The sequence below is a fragment of the Lysinibacillus sp. BNK-21 genome, assembly GCF_048684915.1.
Taxonomy (GTDB): domain Bacteria; phylum Bacillota; class Bacilli; order Bacillales_A; family Planococcaceae; genus Lysinibacillus; species Lysinibacillus capsici.
This window is the reverse complement of the sequence record NZ_JBLQTS010000001.1, coordinates 4,061,788-4,087,208: the sequence shown is the minus strand read 5'-3', so window position 1 is coordinate 4,087,208 and position 25,421 is coordinate 4,061,788. Positions and strand designations below refer to the sequence as shown.

Here is a 25,421-nt window from a genome sequence, read left to right as displayed (position 1 = left end):
TACATGAAAGTAACAGCTAAAGAATGGAGTGTCATGTCTGACCACAACAAACAATTACTATTACATGCAGTAGCAAACAAATAAACAGTGAAAGAAGGTATCGGAATGGAACAAGTAGTAGCAAAGGTAAAATCATTGGTGCATGAAAATAGTCACAATGCCTATAACTTATCAGCACAAATGATTCAATTAGAGGTTGTACAGGGTGCTGTAGCACGATTGATAGAAAGACTTGATGATATAGTTCACAAAGGCTGGGATAAAGATCGAGGGATGGCTTGCCTTGCGATTGATGAAATACGAGATACAGTACGGTTGATTGATATGGGCTTTTATCCATTGTTTAAAGAAATGTCAAAAGATATTGAAACCCTAAATATTCATGCTGAAGAATTATATAAAATGGTAATAAAAAGTGAATAAAAAAAGCCGATGCGCTAACATCGACTAATCAAAACACTTCAAATTGAATATACCAATTACGGTGAGCAGCTGCAACTAATAGTGTGGCCGCTTCTTACTTTTCATATTTTTCGGTAGCTAGTTCATAAAATAAAATAATTTAAAGGGATTTTGAATTTTTAATTGAAAAGTTAACTTTATAACGTATTGTGTTAATATATTACTGGATAACTGAAAGGTGATATTAATATGATAAAGCTAAAAGATAATGATATAAGAGACGTTTTATTAAACGATTTATATATAAAGCACTCCAATGATACTGATACTAAAATTGTTAATGAAATGGGCGTTTTACATGGTCAGTCAAGGGTAGATGTAGCTGTTATAAATGGAGTATTACATGGGTATGAAATTAAAAGTGAAAGTGACAACTTATCAAGACTTCCAAGCCAAATCAAAGATTATAATTTGGTTTTTGAAAGAATGACTATCGTTGTTCAAAGGAAATATTTAGAAGATGTTAGAAAGATGATTCCAAAATGGTGGGGCATTATCTTAGTCACTAGCCAAAGCAATAACATTAATTTAAGAGTTTTAAGGAAAGGTAAGAAAAATCCAACCTTAGATCCTTTTGCTTTAAGCAGCTTATTGTGGAAGGATGAGGCGTTGGAGATTTTAAAAAAACGAGACTTACAAAAAGGTTATTTAAGTAAGCCTCGAAAGGTTATATATCAAAAAATGTCAGAGTCGTTAAGCATTGGAGAAATAAAATACTTTGTCAATGAACAGTTAAAATCTAGGGCAGATTGGCGATGTCTTTAGCAACAAGAGTTAAATGATGATTAATCCCAGCTGTAACCCATGTTTCTAGATTACCATTAGTGGTACGAGTTTGATTCGCACAATCTTCAATTTCTTTATCACCAAATGAGAAAGTGCCTCCACGGTAGCATCGATGTTGAACAACATCTTGGCAAATTGATGTCATTTGTGCAAACCCATTTTTCTTCACACTAACGCCTCGGAAAATATAATATTTATTTGAATAAGTGTATCTAATTCCAGCAGCTACATTAATTAATCTAGGGTCCAAATCAACAAAATCTGGATGGGTAATATTGTAATCACTGAATGCTGGAAGACGTCCTAATGACAAGGTTAATAATTTTTGATAAACGCTCCACTCAGTTCTTGGGATGCTGCCATTTGATCCTGTAGCTATTTGTTGGAGTGTTTTAGGATAGGCTGTACTAGCAATCGTTAGTGTTCGCCACTCTGAAATTAGTGGGAATTGGGCTAATAAAAGGATCAGATTACCAACATGAGTTTGCTCTTGTGTTGGTAATATTTGTTTGTAATCTAAAATGAGATCAACATCCTTCGGAGAGATCTTATGAAAATCTAATAAGTCGTCAATAACCTTTGGTAGTGAAGCTAAATCTGATAACTCTTCTTCTTGCAAACGTATACAGATACCTCTATGATATTTAGTAGTTATTCTCTCAATTGCATCATGGAACGATTGATAACGATATATACCTGTAACAGGAATAACTTTTATCCCATTTGATTCTATAATGTCAATTATAAACTCAACAGGGTGCTGACCCGACTGTACAGTTTCCTCAGAAGATTCAATATTTTCATACAGTGTATCGATGTCTACAAATATTGGTCTATCTTGGTCCCATGCAGATTTAACCTGAGCTCCTATGTTTTCTAGATGTTGATCTAAAGTTTTACTGAATGTACCCTCTTTATGGTTGAAGGGTATAGGCTGAATTTCTAATAGTGGTGTCATGTTCGTTTTTAAAGCGGGATCAAGCTTTTCTAACGCGTTTCTTTCACCTCTTTTCCATTTGATTATGGGTACATAATGTTTGTGATTGAACATATCAACAATCCTCCTAGATAATCGTATTGTATCTAAGATGCTAATCTATGGTGATTATATAGTAATACGACTTTAATCCTTGAAGGTTTCAATATTTTGTAGATTATGTAGAAAATTGTCCTGATTTGTTATCTGCTAATACATAAATGAATGAATAAATATCATGTTGCCAATAAAAAAAGATTGAAGCGGTTAGCCCCAATCCTTTAGCACTCACACATTCCTATACACACGCTCGCCTAGTTATTAATTAGCCCCATTCTGCCCCAACTAGCCCCAAAGCAAAGCTGTTACATGCATTATCTTGCAATTAATGTTGATACTACATTATCGTTAAACCGTTGATACATAAGGATTTCTAGCATGTCGATGTACTACCTTGCAACCTGAAAATAATAGAAATAGTATAGCACAATTTACTTTTAGGAATCTTAAATTGTCTTGAAAGATTACACATAGCACCTACAAAATAAACCACAAGAGCTAAATAGCAATTGTGGTTGAGTCTTACTTGAGTGGATTATAAATTCTTCATTTTTCAGTGAAGGGTTCAGATACAACAGTCAGATCGCTTCGCACTTTTAACGGCTAGAATAGCATCATTAAATGCACTAGCTTTCAGGCGAGTCTATTCAAAGTCTCATTAGTGAGCAGTATAACCACCATCAACAAGAAGCGTTGTACCATTAACAAAGCTTGCGTCATCGCTTGCTAAAAAGAGAACGGCTTTAGCGATTTCTTCTGGTTTACCAAGTCGACCTTGTGGGTGAAGGGATGCTAAATATTCTTTCTTCTGAGCATCGACCTCAGCTAATAGAGGAGTGTCGATATAGCCAGGACACACCGCATTTACACGAATACCCTGTTTAGCGTAAGCAGTACATAGGTTTTGTGTTAATAATTTAACGCCACCTTTTGCAGATGAGTAGGCTGTAGGGTTTGGTAAGGCAACGAAGCTATGAATTGAACCAGCGTTAACAATGACGCCACCTGTTCCTTGGGCAAGGAATTGTTCAATGGCATATTTATCCGATAGAAATACACCTGATAAATTAATATCAATTGTTCTTTTCCATTTTTCAAAAGAAAGCTCGTGTGCTGGTGCATCGTCAGCTACGCCTGCATTTGCATACATAATATCAAGTTTACCGTATTTAGTAACGGTTTCCTTTATCATGTTTTGAATGTCCGCTTCATTTGTTACGTCTGTTTTTACGAAAAGTGTATCAAAACCATTGTTATTTAATTCTTCAGAAACGCTTTGTCCACGATCAGAAAAATCGGCAATAACGACTTTAGCGCCTTCTTCTACAAAGAGACGAACTGTGGCTTCACCGATACCACTAGCCCCACCTGTAACAATTGCTACTTTATCTTTTAGTTTCATATAAATGACCACCTTTAATGTTATTTTGCTGTTGCTCCGCCATCAATAACGAATTCTGCACCTGTTGAAAAGGAAGATTCATCAGAAGCTAAAAACAATACAGTTTGCGCTACTTCCTTTACAGAGCCTAAACGTCCTAATGGGAATAAGTTTTTGCCTAATTCATCTTTTGAGCTTCCTGTTGTTGCTGATGCATAGTCTGCCATACCTGTATCAATGTAGCCAGGATGAATGGAGTTGACACGTACGCCGTATGGAGCATACTCCATAGCAGCATCTTTTGTCATAATGCGAACAGCCCCTTTACTAGCGCCATATAATACGTGACCAGCAGCACCTGTTAAGCCAGCAATAGAGGAAGCATTAATAACAGAACCATTATGTTGTTTAGCCATAAGCGGCATAATATGTTTCATGCCTAAGAACACACCTGTCACATTGATGGACATTAAGCGGTTCCAGTCAGAAAGCTCGATTTCTGCAAGGGGTTTTATGATATAGATACCTGCATTATTGAAAAGAATATCCACTTTCTTAAATGTTTTTATTGATTCATCTGCAACCTTTTTCCAGTCTTCTTCATTACTAACATCGTGGCGGATAAATACTGCCTCACCGCCGATAGTTTGAATATCACGGACTGTATCGTTCCCAGATTGTTCATTTATATCAGTAATAACTATTTTTGCTCCCTCTTTAGCAAATAATAGTGCAGTTTCTTTCCCGATTCCTGTACCTCCACCTGTAATAATGGCCACTTTGTTTTCTAATCTCATTTCAAGCACGCACCTTTCATTATTTCTGGTTATATGGTTGCCTTAGGATTCAAAAGTATTCGCATTGTTTAGCGATACCTTCATCTTACTCCTTTCAATTTGAAATACTATCCTATAAGATGCTGTATAATATAGTGAGTGAATATCCTCCATTTATAGGGGTATTTTTAGTGTGAAGGAGAAGAATTTCCTATGACGCATCCATTTCAATCAATTGAAGAAGTAACACTTCAAGAGTTTGTGTTGTTTATTAAAATCCATCATCAGCAAATTGAAGAGAATACAATTATTTACCTTAATCTAGAACCTTCTATAACTGGGGCAGATCGAAAAAGAACAGCAATGCTATTAGATTCATTTTTGCGTTTAATGACACATGCAAATATCGATGAATTAAATAATGATGAGAAGAATTTTTTCAACACATGGCTTCAATCACAGTTGTCCATTATTGATAGGAAGAGCTTTAATTTATTTCAATTAATATTTGAGAAATCGTTGATTACTTTTATGATTCAACAGAAGAGTAGTCGAACGAACGCCATCTTCATGTATGTATTATCGACATTTACGTTACTTGTAGAGCTTTATTATGACTGTGAGGGAGATAACCAAACTAGTAACATAGCTAGCGAAAATCAGAAAATTAGGCACTTACAATTATTAGATAGGCTTGATAAATTGCTTATTAGTTCCTCAGGTTATCAGGATTTAGCGCTGATTTTAAAAAAATGTGAAGAGTATTTTAGTTATAAAAGATGTGTATTTTACGCATATGTCCCATGGTCCAATCAATTTTATGGAGTTATTGGCGCAGAGCTGCCTAAGGTGCAAAGCATGAAAGGGGAGTTGACTGGGGAAAACACGATACTTAGTTCAAGAAAGCCCATTTATTTAAAAAATCCTAAAAATTACGTGAAAGAAGAGCATATCCAATTATTTAATTTATCCTCGATTATTTTTATTCCCATTTTGCGTCAAGAGCAATTATTTGGATGGCTAACATTTGATCAGCTAGGGGAGGAGTTTGATTGTACAAAGGAAGAATTAACACTCCTTGAGGAAGTAGGGAAGCGTTTAGGTTTATTTTTATCTCGTAAGGGGGAGAAGGTAGAGAAGAATACAGTGCTTCATTTAACTGAAAGGGAATCGATGATACTTGGCCTGCTTGCCGAAGGATATGATAATAAAAAAATTGCTGGTTTATTATTTTTAAGTGAGCATACTGTCAGGGATTATGTAAGCAGTCTTATGACAAAGCTCAAAGCAAAGAATCGAACACAGGTCGTTGCCTCTGCCTTTCGTCTAGGGCTGCTAAGCTAACACACCAATGCACTTCTATTAGGAGTGCATTTTGTGTTTCTTCAAATGACAATAAATTACTAATTAATATTCTGATAATAAATACTATTAAAAATATAGTTTAAATAATAGGTAACTATTGTCATCAAAAGCTTTTTTGGAGGGAAAGCAGTATAGTAGTAAAACAATTTTTACGAATATTACAAGTGAAAGCGATTAAGCTTACACGATTGTAATGAAATTGAAAGCCAATGCGATAGAGTGTAATACATTATTTTGCGAGAATGTGTATAGAAGCAAGAACAAGAAGCGGAGGCATACACAATGAATGAAAAATTAGAAGGCGTATACGAGGAATACAATCGTTATATATATCATTTATGTTTAAAACTAACTCGCAATAATATAGAAGCTGAAGATTTAATGCAAGAAGTTTGGGTTAAGGTTGTACGCTATGAAGATAGCGTGGCTGAAGTAGAGCATATTAAAGCTTGGCTGACAACTATTACAATGAATACATTTAGAGATCGCTATCGTAAAAAAGTACGACGTAGCAAATATATGATGAATCAACCTGAAACATTAGACGTGCCGATTCTAGATTTGGTTCCCAATAACGATATTTCTACAGAAGAAAAAATTGAAAAGGACATTGTAACAAAACTAGTCCAGGATAAAATGGAGCAATTAGATGCTATTTATAGAAAGACTTTATGGTATTTCTACATAGACCAATACTCACTTGCAGAAATCTCTACAATTATGAAAGTTTCCATTGGTACTGTGAAATCTCGTTTATTCCGTGCAAAGGCTCGATTAAAAGAAATGCTCATGTCAGATACAGCTATTGTGGAATCTGTGCTACCAGCGTAATAAAGCAGATTGGTCGCACATCACAGTACTTAGACGGAAGTATTTGGTCGACTAATCAAAAAAGATGCATTCGCAAACAGTTGCAAATGCATCTTTTTATTGTGCTTTAATCTGGTCGATTTGTCTCCACATCCAATAAACATTTAGAGAAAATAGTTCGTAAGGTTTGCAGTTCCTCCGCTGTTAGCATACCAAACATATTATTAATGATTTCGCTCACTTGTTGACGAGATTCTTTTAATATGTTTTCACCGTCAGCCGTAATGACTAGTTGAGAAGCACGGCGGTCTGTGGCATGCTGTGTTTTTTCAATAAAGCCACCATTTATCAGCTTGGTTGTTAAAACAGTGACACCACCAGTAGTTACTTTTAACCGCTCAGCAATAGCAGAAGGGCGTTTTGGGCCCTCCTGCGATAAGTAGTCTAAAATTAAAATATGGGATTTTGAAAAGCCGAGTACATTATGATTATTCCACTCGTTTGCCCACTTACGCTCAATAGATGAAACGACTTCAAACAACGAGGTAATGGCTTTTTGTTTTTCTTGGTCCATAGAAGGTCATCTCCAAAACTGTTTTAACTTTCTTGTGCCAATCTTGTCATCGCATTTAATTCGTAAGCACGTACTTTACGTGGGATAAAACGACGGATGTCCATCTCATTGTAACCAACTTGAATACGTTTTTCATCTATTATAATAGGGCTACGCAACATTCTTGGGTGTGCCTGAATGATAGCAAATAGCTCTTGAATAGAAAGTTGGTCGATGTCGATATTTAAGTTTTTAAAGTCATTTGAGTTTGTTGCAATGATTTCATCTGTGCCATCTTCAGTCATACTTAGAATTTCTTTGAATTCTGCAAGTGTAAGTGGATGAGATGTAATACGTTTTTCTTTATATTCTATGTTGTGATCTTTTAACCATTTAAGTGCTTTTCTGGATGAAGAACAGCTCGCTTGTGAGTAAATTGTAACTGTCATTCTTCATTCCTCGCTTTCTTTTTTAGATTATATTTTACAAATAGCTTATTAGTAAGTTAATAGTTTATATATATATCTTACTAGTAAGCTATATATAAATCAATAGTTAATTGAAAAAATTTCTCAATCGAATTATTATTTTTTCAGTTATATTAAAATATACGAAGATAAGCGTAAAAAGTTTCGTTTATTCAGCTTACAATGATGTAAGTTATGTTAACTCTATAGAAAATGTCTTTTTAAGCTATAAAATCCATGTTGAATTAATAGGAACTACTAGAATTCTAAGTTGTCTCGTAGGAGAGAGTTAGTTGGAAGTAGGGGTAAAATTGTTAGTCCACTGATTATAGTATGTTTAAATGAGGCTATTTATACATAGAAGTTAAAAAAATTTAAAAGAGCAGCCCCATAACATGTTGGAGCTGCCCTTGAAATAATTAGTCTTGGCCTTGTTGTCCAGAAGTAAACCAATCTTGAACATTCCAGACTTTTGTTACGAGTCCTTCATAGAAATCAGGTTCGTGACTTACTAGCACAATGGTACCTTTAAATTCTTTCATGGCACGTTTTAATTCATTTTTTGCATCTACATCTAAATGGTTTGTCGGTTCATCGAAGAGAAGCCAGTTAGCTTCCTCCATCATTAATTTACATAAACGCACTTTAGCTTGCTCGCCACCAGATAAAGAATTAAGCGGACGTGTAATATGGTCAGTTTTTAGGCCAGCTCTTGCTAAAGCTGCACGTACTTGGGCTTGTTCCATAGAAGGGAATGCATTCCAAACATCATCAATTGGCGTGATTTTCTCAGCTTTTACTTCCTGTTCAAAATAGGAAGGATATAGGTAGTCACCACGGACTACTTTCCCACCAAGCGCATTAATTTTACCTAACATTGTTTTTAATAATGTGGATTTACCAACACCATTCATACCCACTAAAGCAATTTTTTCTCCTCGTTCAATCGCAAAAGAAAGTGGAGGAAGTAATGGCTTGTCTTTATCGTAACCAATCACTAAGTTCTCAGCCTCTACAACATAGCGGCTAGACGAACGGGCTTCTTTAAAACCGAATTCTGGTTTTACAGCTGTTTCTGGGCGATCAATTCGCTCTAAACGATCAAGTTGCTTAGCGCGTGATTTTGCACGACCAGTAGTGGAGTAACGAGCCTTGTTTTTGGCTATAAAATCTTCTTGCTTCTTGATGAACTCCTGTTGCTTTTCATAGGCTTCAATATGCTGACGTTTATTGATTTCAGCAAGTTCAAGGAATTTTTCGTATGTTGCAGTATAACGAGTTAATTTAGAAAATTCCAATTGGAAGATGACATCCACTGTTTCGTTCATAAATTCTGTATCATGTGAGATTAGAAGGAAAGCATATGGATAGTTCTTTAAATAAATTTTCAACCAAGTAATATGTTCCTCATCAAGATAGTTCGTCGGCTCATCTAATAAAAGTACTTTTGGCTTTTCTAATAAAAGCTTAGCGAGAAGTACTTTTGTGCGTTGTCCACCAGAAAGAGCAGCTACATCACGTTCTAAGCCAATGGCATCCAAGCCAAGTCCACGTGCCACCTCTTCAATTTTCATATCTAATGAATAAAAATCTCCTGCATCTAATGCATCCTGCACTTCTGCCATTTGTTCTAAAAGTACTTCTAATTCTTCAGGCGTTGCGTCTGCCATCTTGCCCGTAATTTCATTCAGTTCTTCTTCTTTTTTATATAATGGTAAAAAGGCATCGCGTAACACTTCACGCATTGTTCTACCAGCCGTTAGTACGGTATGCTGGTCTAGATAACCATAGTGTGTACCAGGCAGCCACTCAACTTTTCCTGTATCGTGGATCGTTTGACCTGTAATGATGCCCATTAATGTAGACTTACCGACACCATTAGCCCCTACAAGTCCAATATGATCACCTTCCACTAAGCGAAACGATACATCTTTAAAGAGTGTACGATCACCGAAAGAATGACCTAAATTATCTACTGTTAATATTGCCATATCTGTTCCTCCAACTATCTTTCTTGTTTACATTTTATAGTTCTGCAAGCTGCTTGTTAAGTTCTGCTAATTGAGCTTCCATATTCGCAAGACGTTGCTCTGCCTTAGCTACCTGATCGTTGTGTCCAGTAGACTCCAACTTTTCTATATCACCTTGTAAATTCATATAGTCCATTTTTAACTCTCTAATTTGGTATTCAATATCACTTTTTGTTGGCATGAAGACTACTCCTTTTGAGAATATTTTTATAGTGAATGCGTGTAAAAGCGATGGAGGTTTTAAGAATCCCCCACCGCTTATTCTTTAAAATCAATCGGGTACTTGTTGAATTTATTTATGTCCCAACTACTGTAAGAGCTGTTGGAGTGAAAAATTCTTATATATTGTATCATAATCATCTTCGAAGTAGCACTAAGTAGAAGCGATATTATGACGATCGTAAGCAAAATCTAAGAGTAAAGCTTGAAGTGTTTCATTATTACCAGCAAGATTGAGTTGTCGCTGTTTTCTCACTGCTCGTTCACTGCGAGCTTCGTGTAAAAGAAATTCCATGACAGCATTTTGGATTTGTGATTGCTTCATTTTACGACCAAGTCCTAGATGGATAAAGCCATTATGCTCACGAGGAAAAGCATGTAAAAGCTCAGCTTCAGTTTGCGCAAGTGTAATGCATGGCACGCCATAAGAGGCAATTTTATAAGGTGTATAGTTAGCATTACAAATAATGACATCTGCTTTAGGTAGTAGTTTGAGGAGTGCATCTTTATCTCGAAGAATAGCAGTATTGCGACGACTAAGTACCATCATTTGCAAGTCATCCGTTGCATGGCGATAGCTGTCGTCAATCATAACTGTAATTTGTAGTGGTATTTGTAGCTGAGTTAGGTGTCGAAGTGTTCGATACGTTAAATTATGCTCGTCCCCATCCTCGAAAGCAACAACGATATGAGGCGGATTTTCAGGTGTTTTACTATCAGGTATATTATCGAAATGCTGATATGCATCTGGCAGGGCAAAAACAAAGCTTCCACCAATATAATGCGCTGGTAAATAATCTTTCACTTCTTGATAGAGTGCTAGTAGTACACAATCACAGGCTTGGCCACCTTCACCAAAATCATCAAAATGAATAATTGTTTTGCAGAAAGGTCGTAATTCCTCTACTTGCCAGCCTTCAGAATTTCGCCCATCTCTAACAATTAAATCAGGTTGAAGTCCTTTGATTTGCTTAGGTAATTCGTTAAAGTGATCAAATAGAATAGGCGTAACTCCTTCATTCATTAAAATTTGAATTCCGTCATTTGAAGGAGTCTTTACAAAGATAAAAACCTTCTCATTCGAAAGTAGTTTAGCTAATGTTGAAACCCGTTCAAAAGGATACAGCCCTTTATCAATACAGCTTTCAATAATGAAAACAATCGTTTTTTTTGGTTCAATTGCGTGTGTTTCGTTTTGCAAATGTATCCCATCCTTTCCTCTGTCTCTTTAAATTATGGCGAAGAAAGAGCAAGTATGTGTAAAATTTAGGATTTGATCATGAATGTCTCTAGCGGTATCTTCTAGAATAGCTATCTTTAATCAGTTTTAATCATCAAAAAAATGGTCGATATATATAGAAAGGCGAATTGTAGGAATATACATAACAATTGGAAGGTCTTTATCTTGGTTCGAAAAATCCCTCTACAAATGGAGATGATGGGATGTTTTTTAAAATCCGATGTGTCAAGATAAGCGTAATTGATATACTATCAATAAGTAGAAGGACGGGAGAAAAAATGAGTATGCGTGCAGCGATTGTTGTAGGGGCGACTGGTTTAACCGGCTCCGCTCTAGTTGAACAATTATGTGAACATGATGAGTATATTTCAGTAACAGTTATTGCACGAAGAAAGCTAACTTATACGCATCCAAAGTTAGAAGTGAAAATTCGTGATTTTGATAGAATAGAAGAAAACGATATAGGATTTGCTCATGAATTGTATTGTTGCTTAGGTACAACCATTAAAAAGGCAGGCTCTCGTGAAATGTTTGAAAAGGTAGATTTTGAATACCCGTTAGCAATTGCCTCTTTAGCAAAAAAACGGGGAATCCCTCATTTTCTTGTGATTACTGCAATGGGAGCTAATGAAAATTCTCCATTTTACTATAATCAAGTTAAAGGCAAACTTGAGCGTGATTTAGAGGAACTAGGCTTACAAAGGCTTTCCATTATTCGCCCATCACTCTTAGTAGGGAACCGTGATGAATTTCGATTAGGAGAAAAGGCAGGAGAAAAATTATTAAAGCTTGCACAGCCTTTATTAATTGGACCTTTAAAACGTTCTAGAGCAATTGAAGCCACACAAGTGGCAAAGGCTATGATTATCATTGCCCTATATGGTAAACAACAGCCAGTCACTATTTATCCATCAGATGAGTTAGCAACATTAGAGTATCCGGAAGTACCAGAAGAGGACATTTCAAGAGAGATATTATTTAATTGGGATAAGCTGAATGAAGGCGAGAAAGTTAATCGTGAGGTTGTCATTAATCGAGATAAATATAAGCTTGAGGAAACGGTCATTGATAAGGAAGTCCATTTCCGACAACGTGATCAGGATAATTAATTTAGGGATTAAATTTGTCGTTCCGTCTAAAGACTGAATTTATATCAATTGTCATGACAATCCTTTCCGAGCCACTTTTCATTTGTTACAATATTATTGTAGAAGATGAATGTGGAGGCAAAGTAAAGATGAAAATTTTACTCGTAGATGGCACGATGTTTGGTCGTAAAACTGGTGCTATTTTAGAGCAAGTAGAGCAATATATTAAAGAATTAGATGCTAGTTTCGAGTTAGAAATGATGCATTTTAGTCAATATAAGCATCAAATTGTGGATGGTTCTCCATTAAATGATGATATGAAAAAAATGATTCAACAATTTGAGGAGGCAGACGCTTACATTATTGCAACGCCTATTTTCCAAGCGTCTATTCCAGGCGTTTTGAAAAATGCCTTTGACTTCTTACACCCTAAAACAATGCGCTATAAGCCCGTATCCATTGTTGCAAATGGAGGCACATATCAGCATCACCTTGTAGTCGAAAATCAGCTAAAACCTATTTTAGACTACTTCCGAGCGCTTGTTACGCCAAACTATGTGTATACACATACATCACATTTCGATGCAAATAATAATATTGTAGATGCAGACGTTCATAGTCGTTTACGTGAATTAGCTCGTGTATTTGTTCAATACTGTGAAATGAGCAAGAACTTGCCCAAAGAAACAATTGACCAACATTAAGATAGCCCTTGTACGGTGGTAAGAAATCACTGTGCAGGGGATTTTTCTTTGTAAGTATTGTTTTAGTATGTGATAAAATAAAACTTTAGTGACTCAGGAAGGAGGGCTGCTCATGCAGGACATCGCTTTACTAGAAAAACAACGCTGTAATCTTATTTTGACCAATAAGGCGAAGGAAGCGGTAGAGGAATGCTCAGCAAACGAGCATGCCTTTTTTGCGTTACAAAGATCTTTTACCGTCTATATTGAAAAACGAAAAGCAAAAACAGTTGGTGAAACCTTTTTATCCATCTATTTTAATGCGGAGGACAATGAAAAATTAAGCGATATTCTTACTGAGAAAACGGTTATTATGGATTGTGTGCTAAAGGTGGAAGGATTGCTGGCAACCAATATTCGATTTGTCCATATGCGTGGACCTATTAACACAAATCGTCGCTTAGCAGCCGCATTACAATTTGTGACGAAGCCTAATAATGGAGCAGGTATTCCACTTGAGCTTCACACCAAAATAAGACAGCTACCGATTGCAGAGGAACGTACAGAGTATGTAAGAAAACGTATAGCCAGCTGGGAAGGCTATTTAAAAATACAAGAACGAGATGCAACCATTGATGATATTCATACAGAATTTAAGCAAAGCTATTTCAATGAAGATTTTACACGCTTAACCATTGTATGTCCCTACATAAAGAGTAAAGAATGGAAAAAGCTAGAGGGGTTAAGTGTTAGCATTCAAGGAATTCGAGGCGAGATAGGACAGGTTATTAAGGCTAATGCAGGAAAGCAAACGGTAGAAATTGATGTAAAGCCTTTTATACAGGATTTGGCTCGCAAGGACCAGCTGAATCTTCGTTCCAAACAAGCGAGCTTTAGTAATTTTGCAACATTAAGCCAAATTCGACGACTACGTAATGGTTTTACAAAGCTAGAAAAGGGTGAGGCAGTAAACCCTAATTTAGAAACCATACTGTTTGAGCGGCGTCCTGTAGTTCGGGCATCTAAGCTACGCGAAGATATTGAGTTTCATAATAATTTAAATGAATATCAACGACGAGCCGTTTTAGGTGCACTATCTGTTGAGGATTTGTATGTCATTCAGGGTCCACCTGGTACGGGGAAAACAACTGTCATTTCAGAGATTTGTCAGCAAAATGTTAAAGCAGGCTTAAAAACACTTGTTGCCTCACAGTCTAATTTAGCTGTAGATAATGCATTAGGACGCTTACTGTCCAATCAAGAAATTCGAATTTTACGCTATGGTAGAACGGAAAGTATTGAGGAAGAGGGTAAAAAATTCATAGAGGAAAATGTTGCGCTTCAATGGCGTGAGCAGACACTTGCTGCGATTGAAGAAGCAATTACAATATTTCCAGAACGTCAGCAAGAGCTAGAAGCAAACCTTGTAAAAGCAAAAGATGAGCTAGAGAAATTAGAGCAATGGCTAGAGCAATTAACACAGGAAATTGCTGCAAAAGAGCAGGCAGCTATGGAAGAACCCATTTTACAGCAAGAGATTCAAGCATTAAAAAAAGAATTGAAGGCTGCTAAAACAGAGCAACAAACATGTGAGACTCAAAAAGAGCATTATGAAAAACAGCTCGCACAAATTGAGCCAATTGTACAGCAGCTCGAACAGACACTTGCTGATTACCCTTCAGTCGAGCAACTGCAGCGTACGATTGAGGAAACTACTGAAAAAGTGAAACATCTAGAGGCTGCTGCTCAATATAAAGAACTACAAGAACAAAAGCACCAGTTAACACAGCAATTTGAAGAGATACAGCAGAAATATGAAATCGAAAGTAATCGTCTAGTAATCATGAAGGAAGCGCAAAAATATATATACACCTTAACCTCATTTGAGCTTATTCAGCGTTTTTTACAACATTATCAAATTCGCCCTTCTCATGTACTTTCGCAACAAATAGGTCGCTTGCAGCATTTAGAGGATGCGAAAGATTTAGAGGCATGGTCCACAATTAATGCTCGTTTACAAAGAGCAATTGTGAAGCTAGAGGCTTTGGTTACACATGAAGTCAAGGAGCGTGCCCTTGCTAAAAGTAGACTACAACCAGTACAATCGTTTTCTTTGCAAAACCTTACTGGTGTATTTGCACAATTAAACACGGCTTTTCAAGATGGTCAAGCACCAGCAAGTGATGTTATTGAAAGTTATTTGCTCGGGCTATATATGCGTCGTGATTTTGTTTGGCAAAAGGGAATAGCACTAAAGCAACAGCAAGAGCATAAAGATCAGGAATACGAAACTTTTCGTAAAAATCTAGTAACTTTAATTCATCAGGAGTGTGCAATAACTAGCTTCGATGTGCGAAGTTACCAGCGGCAGCTCCAACCATTTATACAGCATACTGAGCGGTTACAACAATTAGCAAACGCCTTTCAAATTACTGAAGAACCAGAAGAATCTGTAGAATATTTAAAAATTCTTGCCTCACAAGCTAGAGAGTCTCTTCTACAAGCAAAGCAGCAACTGGAGGCAGTGGAACAGGCTAAAGTACAACTCATTCCTAAACAAGCCTCTTTACAGACTATCCAAACAAACTTGCAGGAAGTAGAGCAGCAGCTAACGCAGATGGAAGAACAGATAAAAGACATTAATATAGCTGGATTGAAGAAAGAAAAGCAACTAGCTACCTATACCAAGCTCTTACAATCTATGCCAGAACGAACGGCTGAAGAGGTGAAGGAAGCTATTCAAACTGCAAAGCAAGCAATCGAAGCATTCCAACGTCAGGAAAAACAGCTACCTCTTCACAAGAAACTACAAGAACAATGGCGTGAAAAATTACAAAACGCAACAGAGTATGATTTAGATGAAATTCGAAAATTGTATGTGCGTCATGCGAACGTTATTGGTACAACATGCGTAGCTTCTGCCAGTAAGGAGTTTATGGAAAATTATCCGACCTTTGATGTGGTTATTATTGATGAAGTTTCAAAGGCAACACCACCAGAATTGCTCTTACCAATGCTAAAGGGGAAGAAAGTTATTTTAGTAGGTGATCATCATCAGCTACCACCATTACTTGGGGATGATACGCTGGAGGAAACATTAAAGGCAATGCTAGAAGAAAATCCAAACTTTGAAGGCGCACAGGAATTAAAAAATCTGTTGCGTGAATCATTATTTGAGCGTTTATTTAATAATTTGCCACCAACACATAAGCAAATGCTAGCATTGCAATACCGCATGCATGAGAAAATCATGCAAAGTATCACACCGTTTTATGCGGAAGAAGAAAATGGCTTGCAATGTGGCTTACCAGATTCGGATGCAGCAAGAGATCATGGCTTAGAAGGGCAGTTTATAAAACGTGATGACCATTTACTGTGGATTGATATTCCAACAGAAAAACCTTATTTAGAGGAGCAAGTAAAAGGGGGAACGAGTCGTTTTAATGAAGGAGAATTGCTCACAATTAGACGTATTTTACTAGATCTCAATGAAGCTGTGAAGGCAGCAAAAGAAGCAGGGCGTATGCCGCAGGATGCTCAAAAAAGCGTTGGTGTCATCAGTTTCTATGGTGAGCAGGTAAAGAAAATTAATCGCCTTCTTCAGCAAGAATTACAGCTACCACATCTGCAATTTAGAACAGGGACTGTTGATAAATTCCAAGGGATGGAAATGGATGTCATTTTAGTGAGCATGGTTCGTAATACACCTAAAGGCGGGGATATTGGCTTTGCCAGAGATTATCGTCGATTAAATGTCGCGCTATCTCGTGCTCGTGAGTTACTACTGCTTGTTGGGAGTGCAGAAATGTTTGCAAAACGTGCAAAACATCAAGAGACAAGAGAGATGTATGCGAATTTGTTAAAAACAGTAAAATCCTACAATGGCTTACGTAATCATGAAGGATTGGTGATATAGATTGTCAAAATTACAACAACGACTAATGCGTGAGCTTCAGCAGAATCGTAATATTAAGATTGTCAAAACGGCTGAATGGTGTATTCCCATTCGAACAGTTGATGTGACCTATGAGCCTGTTCGTCGTTCAACAATGGATGTCTTAATGACAATGCTTCTGCTTAGTATTCAAGAGGCGGATTTTAGCAACGCACAGGAATTGAGCGAGTTATTGCTTGTAGACCCGTTATTTATTGAAGACTTGGTTTCTTTAATGATTCGAGTAAACCTTGTGAGGAATGAAGATGATTTCTATAGGCTAACTGAAAAAGGACAGAGGCAGCTAGAAAGAGGTATTTTTGAAGAAGAAATAGAGGAAGAAACCTCCACGCTTTACTTTAGTCCTTGTCATCAATCGTTTCTCACTATCGATACGAGAAATGATGAATATGATGAATTGCCAGAGCTTTATCGTTATATTGACAAAGAGGCAGAACAACAGGAACAATTTGAGGAGTCCATGGTGATTGCAGCTTTGCAGGAAGCGGATGAAGAAGAGGAAGGTAGCTCTCAGAAAGTCATCGCAAAAATTGTTCAAACAGAAGCTCAACAAATTAATGATAGCCCATGTTTAGAGTTTGTTCTTTATGATAAGGAACAGGATATAGTATTTGTACGAGTATGGAATACATTACTCAATCAATGGGATCATCATTTAGAGCAACAGCTTACAGACAAAGAACAATTAACATGGCGTGAGCAATATTTATCTTGATTCAATAGGATTTCAATTGCTAGAAAAAACGAACGTAAATCGCGTTCGTTTTTTTGTTTTACATTATAAATTTACAGAGTTAGGTGATAATCGAAAAATTTTTTCGATAAAATACTACATTAGCATAAATTAAACCATTGCTAAGGAGGGGACAGATGTTAACGATTAGTTTATGTATGATTGTTAGAAATGCACAATGTACGATTGAAAGATGCTTAGATTCGGTTCAGCACCTCGTGGATGAGATTAATATTATTGATACTGGTTCAACTGATCGTACAAAAGAGATTGTTCAAAATTTTACCTCTCGAATTTATGACTTTTCCTGGTGTAATCATTTTGCCAAAGCACGAAATTTTTCATTTCAGCAGGCAACAAAAGACTATATTTTATGGCTTGATGCTGATGATATTATGACAAAGGAAAATCAGCACAAGTTCAGCCAACTAAAGCAAACATTATTTCCTTCTATTGATGCTGTAACAATGGATTATTATTTGACGCTTGATTGTGATGGGGAAGTGGAGTGTAGTGAACGAAAGTTTCGTCTAGTAAAAAGGGCGAATCATTTTCAATGGGAGGGTGCTGTTCATGAGAATTTAAAGGTGTCAGGGCAGCTCTTTCATAGTGATATCGCTGTCACACATTTACCGTTAACGAAAGATATTCATCGCAATATAAATATTTATGAGGGATTAATAAAGAATGGACATTCTCTTTCAGCAATTGAGAATTTTCATTATGCGAATGAACTAAAATTGCATCACCGTTACCTAGAAGCTATTAATCAATACAATCTATTTTTGGATAGCAACTTAGGCACTACAGATAATCGCATTGAGGCTTGTTTACATGTAGGGGAATGCTATCGACGTTTACATGATGATCAACAAGCACAGCAAGCTGTTTTGCAATCTTTCTTATATGATCGACCAAAGCCAGAAGCATGTTGCCGAATGGGCCAATTTTTTATGGAGCAATTAAAACATAAGGAGGCTATTTACTGGTATTCTCAAGCCTTGCAACAAGCTCCTGCCGATACAATGACTATCCAAAAGCGTGCTTATTCAACATGGATTCCTCATTTACAATTAAGCCTTTTATACAGAGAGTTACGGTTATTTGAAAATGCCTATCAGCATAATCTAGAGGCACAAAAATGGAAACCGAATCATCAGGAAATAATCAATAATGGGAAATATTTACTTAGTCAATTAAAGATATAAATCTTTCTTATGGAAAAGGTACATCAATAAACAAGACATAAATAGCTTGGCCAATTAACACAGAGACACCTACAACAACCGTCATAAAAATTACATTACGTGGCCTAAAATTTTTTGCTTCCATTAAAAACCTCCCTCGATATAGAATATTCAGTCAATTCAAGATATGTTTAGATGGGGTGAGTATGCATAATAAAAGAGCAAATTCACATATAGAGTGAATTTGCCCTTTTAATTAATCGAACTTTAACCCCTTCAATGCTTCAGCAAGTGCATTGTTCACAGGCTCCTCGTTGTTTTGCTGCTTTAAGTACTTTTGTACGGAGCGCTTGTCGACCTTGCCTCCGCCTTCTTTTTTACGTCTTGCTTCAAAGGCTGATAATTTTTCGCGATAGCCACATTTACAAACGAAAATTTGACCATCACCTTCTCCGCGAAGCTCTAATTTTTTATGACATTGTGGACAACGTGCATTTGTGGTACGTGAGACATTTTTCCGATGACCACATTCGCGATCTTGGCAGACAAGCATTTTTCCTTTCTTGCCATTCACTTCAAGCATTGGTTTACCGCAATCAGGACATGATTTGGTAGAGATATTATCATGCTTATACTTTTTGTCACTACCCTTAATCTCTGTAACAATTTCCTTTGTGTAATTTTTCATCTCGCTAATAAATACACCTTTTTTTAGCTTGCCCTTTGCAATAAGTTCAAGCTTTTGCTCCCAATCTGCTGTCAGGGCAGGGGATTTTAATTCCTCTGGCACTAGGTCGAGTAGTTGACGACCTTTAGAGGTAATATAAATATCTTTGCCACCACGCTTTTCTATTAAGAAGGAATTGAAAAGCTTTTCAATAATATCTGCACGTGTAGCGACTGTGCCAAGACCGCCCGTAGATTTTAATGTATCGGCTAATTTTTTATCATTCGTTGCCATATATTTTGTTGGGTTTTCCATGGCTGATAAAAGAGTAGCTTCATTAAATCGAGCAGGTGGCTTTGTTTGACCAGAAGTTTGGGCAATAAGCTTTACTTTTAATATATCGCCCTTATCAATGCGTGGTAGTATTTGTTCCTTTACGTCATCTGTTGTGTCCTCATCATCAAAGCGATGCTCATAAACTTCCTTCCAGCCAGATGATAAAATCGTTTTTCCACGAGCAATAAAGCTTTCATCGCCAATTTTTGCACGCAGTGTTAGTTGTTCATATTCAAAAGCAGGGAGTAGAACAGCTAGGAAACGCTTTACAACAAGATCATAAATTTTACGTTCCTTATCTGTGAAAGCTGAATAATTTACATAGCCCTCTGTTGGAATAATTGCATGATGATCTGATACTTTACTATCGTCGACAAAGGCCTTTGTTGGCTTGATTGGTTTAGTAAGCAGTTTATTGGCGATGGAGCGATATTCACCAATACCACAGGCCTTTAAGCGTTCTGGTAGTGTGGCAATGATATCCTGTGAAATAAAGCGAGAATCCGTACGTGGATAAGTTAACACTTTATGTTGCTCATAGAGTTTTTGCATGATATTCAATGTTTCTTTCGCTGAGTAGCCGAAGATTTTATTGGCATCTCGCTGCAATTCAGTTAAATCATAAAGTCCAGGTGCAAATGATTTTTTAGGTTTCTTTTCAATGTCCGCAACGATGGCATTGCTATTTCCTATTTTTTTCACCAGTGTATCGATTTTATCTTTATCAAAGCTACGACTATTACCATTTTGGTCTTGCCATGTGAGCTTTAAGTTATCAGTTGTTTGCGCTTCAATACCATAATAAGTTTGTGCCTTAAAGTTTTTAATTTCATCTTCACGTGCAGCAATTATTGCTACTGTTGGTGTTTGTACACGTCCGCAATTCAACTGTGCGTTAAAGCGGGTAGTTAAAGCACGAGTAGCATTAAGCCCGATATACCAATCTGCCTCTGAGCGAGCTACAGCAGAGGCATAGAGATTATCATATGCATTGCCTGGCTTTAGATTGGCAAACCCATCTTTTATTGCCTTATCTGTAACAGAGGAAATCCATAAGCGTTTCAAAGGCTTTTTAATTTTCACTTTATCAAGTATCCAGCGTGCTACTAATTCACCTTCACGTCCAGCATCTGTAGCAATGATGATTTCATTAACATCATTACGTGTAAGCTGACTTTTGACCGCATTAAATTGCTTTCCAGTTTGCTTTATAACCGTTAATTTTAAGCGTTCAGGTAACATGGGGAGATCTTCAAGATTCCATGTTTTATATTTCACATCATAGCTTTCTGGGTCAGCCAGTGTTACAAGATGTCCAAGCGCCCAAGTCACAATATATTTATCTCCTTCAAGGAAGCCATTTCCTTTTTTATTACACTTCAGTACACGTGCAATATCACGTGCTACAGAAGGTTTTTCAGCAATTACTAAGCTCTTTGCCATTGTTAACACCCTTTCATAGTTCCATGGTTTTAAATATAGCATAGGTTGAGTGGGTTCGCAGTTTAACTGAAGCGAATTTATTAAATGTCGGAGGATGATTTAGGCAGGTAACAGTTAAGAAAGTATAAATTTCAGAAAAAATATTGAATTCTGAAAATTATTATGTTAGTCTAGTGTACATGAAAATGAAGTAATGGCTTCATAGTATAAATAAAAAAAGGATGAGCTTCTTTTATGAGAGATCAAACAATTCAGCAAATGATTCAAGAGAAATATCAAGAGTTGTCTAAAAGTCAACAAAAGGTAGCTACATTCATATTAAAAAATTTACAGACAGTAGGAATCCACTCTGCTTCATATGTAGGGGAAAAGGCCGGAGTAAGTGAAACGACAGTTATCCGTTTTTGTTACGCATTAGGCTTATCTGGTTATGCACAATTGCAACGTCAGGTAACCATGCATTTATTTAATGAAGGGAATGCAAGTAGTTTGCAGAATTATTTGCAATCGAAGCAAGCTCTTTTTGAAAATCCACGTTTTTATGTAAAGACGATGGAAAAGGATGCATCTCGCATTTTAAATATGGCTAAAAACATTAACGAGGAAGACTTTAATCGAGCTTCAGTATTGCTCCATGAGAAGAAAAAAATATATATTGCAGGGAATGGCTCTTCCCATTTAGCTGCACAGTGGCTTCATTTTACATTAAATCTTTTGCGACCGAATGTTGTTTTATTAAATTTTGAAACAAGTGAGGTCATACGTGCTATTCAAGAGATTGATGAAAATAGTGTAGTAATTATTTTATCATTCCACCGTTACTTTAAAGAGCCGATCCAATTTGCAGCCGAATTACAAGAAAAAAAATGTGAGATTATTGGCATAACCGATTCTCAAATTGCACCTATTACTCAATATGCAACTATCACCTTTGTGAATGAACAACAACAAGAAGTTTCAACAATTGATGCTATGCCAGCACTCATAGCATTTTTAAATACACTAATAGCAGGAATGACTGCTCAAGATCATGACTATTATGAAAATCAGCGCGTAAAATATGACGATTTTCAAAATAGCTTTTTAGCAAACCGATGGAGTTGACTAATATGAACCAAATTTTACAAGAGTTACAGCCACTTCTTACAGATATTTTTAAACATTTACATGAACATCCAGAAGTTAGTTGGCAAGAGCACAATACAACTCAATATATAGCAAATTTATTAAGAGAGGCCCAAATGGAGCCATACCTTTTTGAAGATATGACAGGACTTTATGTTGATATAGGGGAGGGAACACCTAGAGTAGGGTTCCGCACTGATATAGATGCACTTTGGCAGGAGGTTAATGGTGTCTTTCAAGCTAACCATTCTTGTGGACATGATGGTCATATGACGATGGCTATTGGAACTGCATTGCTGTTAAAGGACATGGAGCATTTACTGTCAGGTGCTGTACGCATACTATTTCAGCCTGCTGAGGAAAAGGCCCAAGGAGCACGCGCATTTGTCGAAAAAGGTATTATAGATGATTTAGATTATTTATTTGGTGTTCATGTTCGCCCATTAAAGGAATTACAGGATGGGTCATATGCGCCAGCGTTATACCACGGAGCAGCAAAGCTTTTTACAGGGACCATTATTGGGGAAGAGGCACATGGCTCACGACCAGAACTTGGCGTTAATGCAATTGAGGTTGGAGCAGCTATTGTCGAAGGTCTTCAAAAAATTTGGACTGATCCAACTATCTCTGCCTCTGTCAAAATGACACAGTTTAATGCGGGAGGCACCTCTACAAATATTATTCCTGGTAAAGCAACCTTTAGCATTGATGCAAGGGCCCAAACAAATGAAGTGATGCAGGTAATCACAGAGGGGGTGGAGCGTGTAAAAGCCTCTGTTGAAGCGATGTATGGTGCCAAGATTACCTTACAGGTAGATGCTCATATAGTGGCAGCATTGGTGAATGATGAAGCCTTACAACATATGAAGGCAGCTATTATTGATGTAGTTGGGGAAAAGGCTTGCGCTCCATCAGTTGTTACACCAGGAGGGGAGGATTTTCATTTTTATACCTATGAACGTCCGAAGCTTAAAGCTACAATGCTTGGATTAGGCTGTGGGGTTACTTCTGGCTTACATCATCCGCAAATGACCTTTAATCAAGACCGGCTGTTAGTAGGAGTAAATATTATTACAAGGGCTATTTTGAGAGCATTATAAAGATATAGAAAGAAGAGATAGCTATGATAGAGATAAGAGAAATCAAAACAATAGAACAACTTGAGCAGGTTCAGCAATTAGAGTTGAATGTATGGGGAATGTCTGCTATTCCTCTCCATCAAACGCTGACAGCAGTGAAAAATGGGGGCATCGTTGTAGGTGCCTATCAAGAAGATAAATTAGTCGGATTTAGTTATGGTTTTGCGGGTTTTCGAGAAGGAAAAAGCTATCTATGCTCTCATATGCTAGGGATTGATGAAAAATATCGATCACTAGGCATAGGAGAAAAGTTAAAGTACGAACAGCGAGCTATTGCTATTGAACGTGGCTATGACTTAATGGTATGGACATTTGACCCTCTTGAAACCCGAAATGCTTATCTTAATTTATCTAAATTAAAGGGTATTTGCTATACCTATATAGAAAATTGCTACGGTGAAATGCAGGATGGTTTCAATAAAGGGCTACCCTCTGATCGATTTGAGGTGAGCTGGCATTTAACTTCAGATTATGTGGTGAACGACATTACAATAGAAGTAGCGGATGCAAAACCAGTGGCAAGCTGTGAACTTACAAAGCAGGGCTTATTATGTTTAAAAATGACTGAAAATTTTGAATTTGTAGAAGAGTTGTATACGCTACCTGTTCCTAAGGACTTTCAAGCCTTAAAAGCACAAAATCCTAGCTTAGCATTGGATTGGCGTTTCAAAACAAGAACTATACTAAAGCAACTATTTTCAGCAGGGTATGCAGCAATTTCACTGCAACAACGAGAATGCTATAACGAATATGTTTTAGTGAAAAAAGCAGCTTTAAATTTGGAAGGAGCATTTTAATATGAAAATTACAGAAATCACAATACGACAATTGAAGATGAAATTAAAAACACCGTTTACAACAAGCTTTGGCACGTTTGATGAGAGGGACTTTTTAGTCCTGGAGGCAAAAGATGAGACAGGCTTAATTGGTTGGGGAGAATCAGTTGCCTTTCATTCACCTTGGTACAATGAAGAAACACTTCAAACAAACTGGCATATGCTTGAAGACTTCCTCATTCCTCTTATTTTAAATAAAGAGATTCATCACCCCGATGAAGTGAGTCAATTATTTGAGCCGATTCGCAAAAATAATATGGCGAAATCGACGATAGAAGGAGCTATTTGGGATATATATGCACAGCAAACTGGCCAATCCCTAGCAACAGCACTTGGTGGTAAAAAGGATAAAATTGAAGTAGGTATTAGTATCGGCATACAAAATTCGATCGAGGAGTTAGTAACATTAGTTAACGGCTATGTAAAGGAAGGCTATAAGCGCATGAAAATCAAAATAAAACCGGGCTGGGATATAGAGGTTATGCGTACATTAAGGGAAACATTTCCTGATGTAGCCTTTATGGCTGATGCCAATTCAGCCTATCGTCTAGAGGATACTGAAACATTGAAACAACTTGATGCATTTAACTTAACAATGATTGAGCAACCATTGGCTTCAGATGACATTATCGACCATGCTTCATTACAAAAATTAATGGAAACACCAATTTGTTTGGACGAAAGTATCCATTCGTTAGAAGATGCACGAAAGGCTATAGAACTAGGGAGCACCAAAATTATAAACATAAAAATTGGTCGTGTTGGTGGCCTAACAGAAGCAAAAAAAATACATGATTATTGTGAGACACATAACATCCCAGTATGGTGTGGCGGCATGTTAGAATCTGGTATTGGTCGTGCGCACAATGTAGCCTTAACAACGTTGTCAAATTTTATATTACCGGGAGATACTGCTGGCTCTAATCGATATTGGGAAAAGGATATTATCGAACCAGAAGTAGTTGTAAAAGATGGTTATATTGAAGTACCACAACAAGTAGGAATTGGTTATGAAATAAATAGGGAAACGGTTAATTCCTTCACAGTCGCACAGAAAACATATCAATAAATAGACTTAATTTCTTATATTAGAATAGTAGGTGG

At 36.8% G+C, this 25,421-nt stretch carries 22 protein-coding genes; 13 read left to right on the top strand and 9 right to left on the bottom strand.

The genetic code is table 11. The features are described from left to right. The first annotated feature begins 105 nt into the window (after positions 1 to 105). A complete protein-coding gene (locus tag ACMGGO_RS20575; RefSeq protein ID WP_420282203.1) occupies positions 106 to 423 on the top strand; it encodes a hypothetical protein in 318 nt (105 codons plus the stop codon). 228 nt (positions 424 to 651) lie between these two features. Further along, positions 652 to 1,227, top strand: a complete 576-nt coding sequence (locus ACMGGO_RS20570) for a sce7726 family protein (protein ID WP_420282202.1) — start codon at positions 652 to 654, stop codon at positions 1,225 to 1,227. On the opposite strand, the gene ACMGGO_RS20565 is transcribed toward ACMGGO_RS20570, so the two are convergent. The 3 genes from ACMGGO_RS20565 to ACMGGO_RS20555 all read right to left on the bottom strand — a co-directional run bounded on the left by ACMGGO_RS20565 (position 1,202) and on the right by ACMGGO_RS20555 (position 4,462). Continuing rightward, positions 1,202 to 2,299, bottom strand: a complete 1,098-nt coding sequence (locus ACMGGO_RS20565; protein ID WP_420282201.1) for a beta family protein — start codon at positions 2,297 to 2,299, stop codon at positions 1,202 to 1,204. The two genes, ACMGGO_RS20570 and ACMGGO_RS20565, sit on opposite strands and share 26 nt — an antisense overlap. Positions 2,300 to 2,942: 643 nt before the next feature. Next, on the bottom strand, positions 2,943 to 3,686 hold the full coding sequence (locus ACMGGO_RS20560; RefSeq protein WP_048393318.1) for an SDR family NAD(P)-dependent oxidoreductase: 744 nt from the start codon (positions 3,684 to 3,686) through the stop codon (positions 2,943 to 2,945). A 20-nt stretch (positions 3,687 to 3,706) separates the two neighbouring features. Further along, positions 3,707 to 4,462 carry an SDR family NAD(P)-dependent oxidoreductase gene (locus ACMGGO_RS20555; RefSeq protein WP_048393320.1) on the bottom strand — a complete coding sequence of 252 codons (756 nt, stop codon included), beginning with the start codon at positions 4,460 to 4,462 and terminating at the stop codon, positions 3,707 to 3,709. A gap of 192 nt (positions 4,463 to 4,654) precedes the next feature. On the opposite strand from ACMGGO_RS20555, the gene ACMGGO_RS20550 reads away from it, so the two are divergent. Both ACMGGO_RS20550 and ACMGGO_RS20545 read left to right on the top strand, forming a co-directional pair. Next, positions 4,655 to 5,785 (top strand): LuxR C-terminal-related transcriptional regulator, encoded by a 1,131-nt coding sequence (locus ACMGGO_RS20550; RefSeq protein WP_054549085.1) that lies wholly within the window; start codon positions 4,655 to 4,657, stop codon positions 5,783 to 5,785. A 303-nt stretch (positions 5,786 to 6,088) separates the two neighbouring features. Further along, positions 6,089 to 6,637: an RNA polymerase sigma factor gene (locus ACMGGO_RS20545; protein ID WP_036078118.1), complete on the top strand. Its 549-nt coding sequence runs from the start codon at positions 6,089 to 6,091 to the stop codon at positions 6,635 to 6,637. 106 nt (positions 6,638 to 6,743) lie between these two features. Here the strand turns inward: ACMGGO_RS20545 and ACMGGO_RS20540 are convergent, their stop codons facing one another. The 5 genes from ACMGGO_RS20540 to ACMGGO_RS20520 all read right to left on the bottom strand — a co-directional run bounded on the left by ACMGGO_RS20540 (position 6,744) and on the right by ACMGGO_RS20520 (position 11,086). Further along, positions 6,744 to 7,190 (bottom strand): MarR family winged helix-turn-helix transcriptional regulator, encoded by a 447-nt coding sequence (locus ACMGGO_RS20540; protein ID WP_009371643.1) that lies wholly within the window; start codon positions 7,188 to 7,190, stop codon positions 6,744 to 6,746. A 23-nt stretch (positions 7,191 to 7,213) separates the two neighbouring features. Continuing rightward, positions 7,214 to 7,618 (bottom strand): transcriptional regulator Spx, encoded by a 405-nt coding sequence (gene spx, locus ACMGGO_RS20535; RefSeq protein ID WP_004225558.1) that lies wholly within the window; start codon positions 7,616 to 7,618, stop codon positions 7,214 to 7,216. A 437-nt stretch (positions 7,619 to 8,055) separates the two neighbouring features. Beyond that, complete coding sequence (locus ACMGGO_RS20530; protein ID WP_048393326.1) at positions 8,056 to 9,627, bottom strand: ABC-F family ATP-binding cassette domain-containing protein; 1,572 nt, start codon at positions 9,625 to 9,627, stop codon at positions 8,056 to 8,058. A gap of 34 nt (positions 9,628 to 9,661) precedes the next feature. Beyond that, positions 9,662 to 9,847, bottom strand: coding sequence for an SE1832 family protein (locus ACMGGO_RS20525; RefSeq protein WP_004225556.1), 186 nt, complete (start codon positions 9,845 to 9,847; stop codon positions 9,662 to 9,664). 192 nt (positions 9,848 to 10,039) lie between these two features. Beyond that, entirely contained in the window at positions 10,040 to 11,086 is a 1,047-nt protein-coding gene (locus ACMGGO_RS20520) for a PseG/SpsG family protein (protein ID WP_054549087.1), read from the bottom strand. Between the two features lie 317 nt (positions 11,087 to 11,403). Between ACMGGO_RS20520 and ACMGGO_RS20515 the strand changes: the two genes are divergently transcribed. From ACMGGO_RS20515 to ACMGGO_RS20495, 5 genes are all read left to right on the top strand, one after another. Beyond that, positions 11,404 to 12,234, top strand: coding sequence for an oxidoreductase (locus ACMGGO_RS20515; protein WP_420282200.1), 831 nt, complete (start codon positions 11,404 to 11,406; stop codon positions 12,232 to 12,234). A 128-nt stretch (positions 12,235 to 12,362) separates the two neighbouring features. Beyond that, complete coding sequence (locus ACMGGO_RS20510) at positions 12,363 to 12,917, top strand: NADPH-dependent FMN reductase (protein WP_026023374.1); 555 nt, start codon at positions 12,363 to 12,365, stop codon at positions 12,915 to 12,917. A 112-nt stretch (positions 12,918 to 13,029) separates the two neighbouring features. Then, positions 13,030 to 16,812, top strand: coding sequence for a DEAD/DEAH box helicase (locus ACMGGO_RS20505; RefSeq protein WP_420282199.1), 3,783 nt, complete (start codon positions 13,030 to 13,032; stop codon positions 16,810 to 16,812). Position 16,813: 1 nt separating this feature from the next. Next, a complete protein-coding gene (locus tag ACMGGO_RS20500) occupies positions 16,814 to 17,566 on the top strand; it encodes a hypothetical protein (protein ID WP_420282198.1) in 753 nt (250 codons plus the stop codon). Positions 17,567 to 17,721: 155 nt separating this feature from the next. Next, entirely contained in the window at positions 17,722 to 18,792 is a 1,071-nt protein-coding gene (locus ACMGGO_RS20495; protein WP_259949339.1) for a glycosyltransferase family 2 protein, read from the top strand. A gap of 235 nt (positions 18,793 to 19,027) precedes the next feature. Here the strand turns inward: ACMGGO_RS20495 and ACMGGO_RS20490 are convergent, their stop codons facing one another. After that, positions 19,028 to 21,217: a DNA topoisomerase III gene (locus ACMGGO_RS20490; protein WP_066037043.1), complete on the bottom strand. Its 2,190-nt coding sequence runs from the start codon at positions 21,215 to 21,217 to the stop codon at positions 19,028 to 19,030. Positions 21,218 to 21,451: 234 nt separating this feature from the next. On the opposite strand from ACMGGO_RS20490, the gene ACMGGO_RS20485 reads away from it, so the two are divergent. Genes ACMGGO_RS20485 through menC form a run of 4 tightly spaced genes read left to right on the top strand, consistent with a single transcriptional unit; the run spans position 21,452 to position 25,386 of the window. Continuing rightward, a complete protein-coding gene (locus ACMGGO_RS20485; protein ID WP_004225544.1) occupies positions 21,452 to 22,321 on the top strand; it encodes a MurR/RpiR family transcriptional regulator in 870 nt (289 codons plus the stop codon). Between the two features lie 5 nt (positions 22,322 to 22,326). Further along, positions 22,327 to 23,442, top strand: coding sequence for a M20 peptidase aminoacylase family protein (locus ACMGGO_RS20480; RefSeq protein WP_420282197.1), 1,116 nt, complete (start codon positions 22,327 to 22,329; stop codon positions 23,440 to 23,442). 23 nt (positions 23,443 to 23,465) lie between these two features. Further along, positions 23,466 to 24,278, top strand: a complete 813-nt coding sequence (locus ACMGGO_RS20475) for a GNAT family N-acetyltransferase (protein WP_048393343.1) — start codon at positions 23,466 to 23,468, stop codon at positions 24,276 to 24,278. Between the two features lies 1 nt (position 24,279). Further along, positions 24,280 to 25,386, top strand: a complete 1,107-nt coding sequence (gene menC, locus ACMGGO_RS20470; RefSeq protein WP_066037041.1) for an o-succinylbenzoate synthase — start codon at positions 24,280 to 24,282, stop codon at positions 25,384 to 25,386. Positions 25,387 to 25,421: the final 35 nt, after the last annotated feature.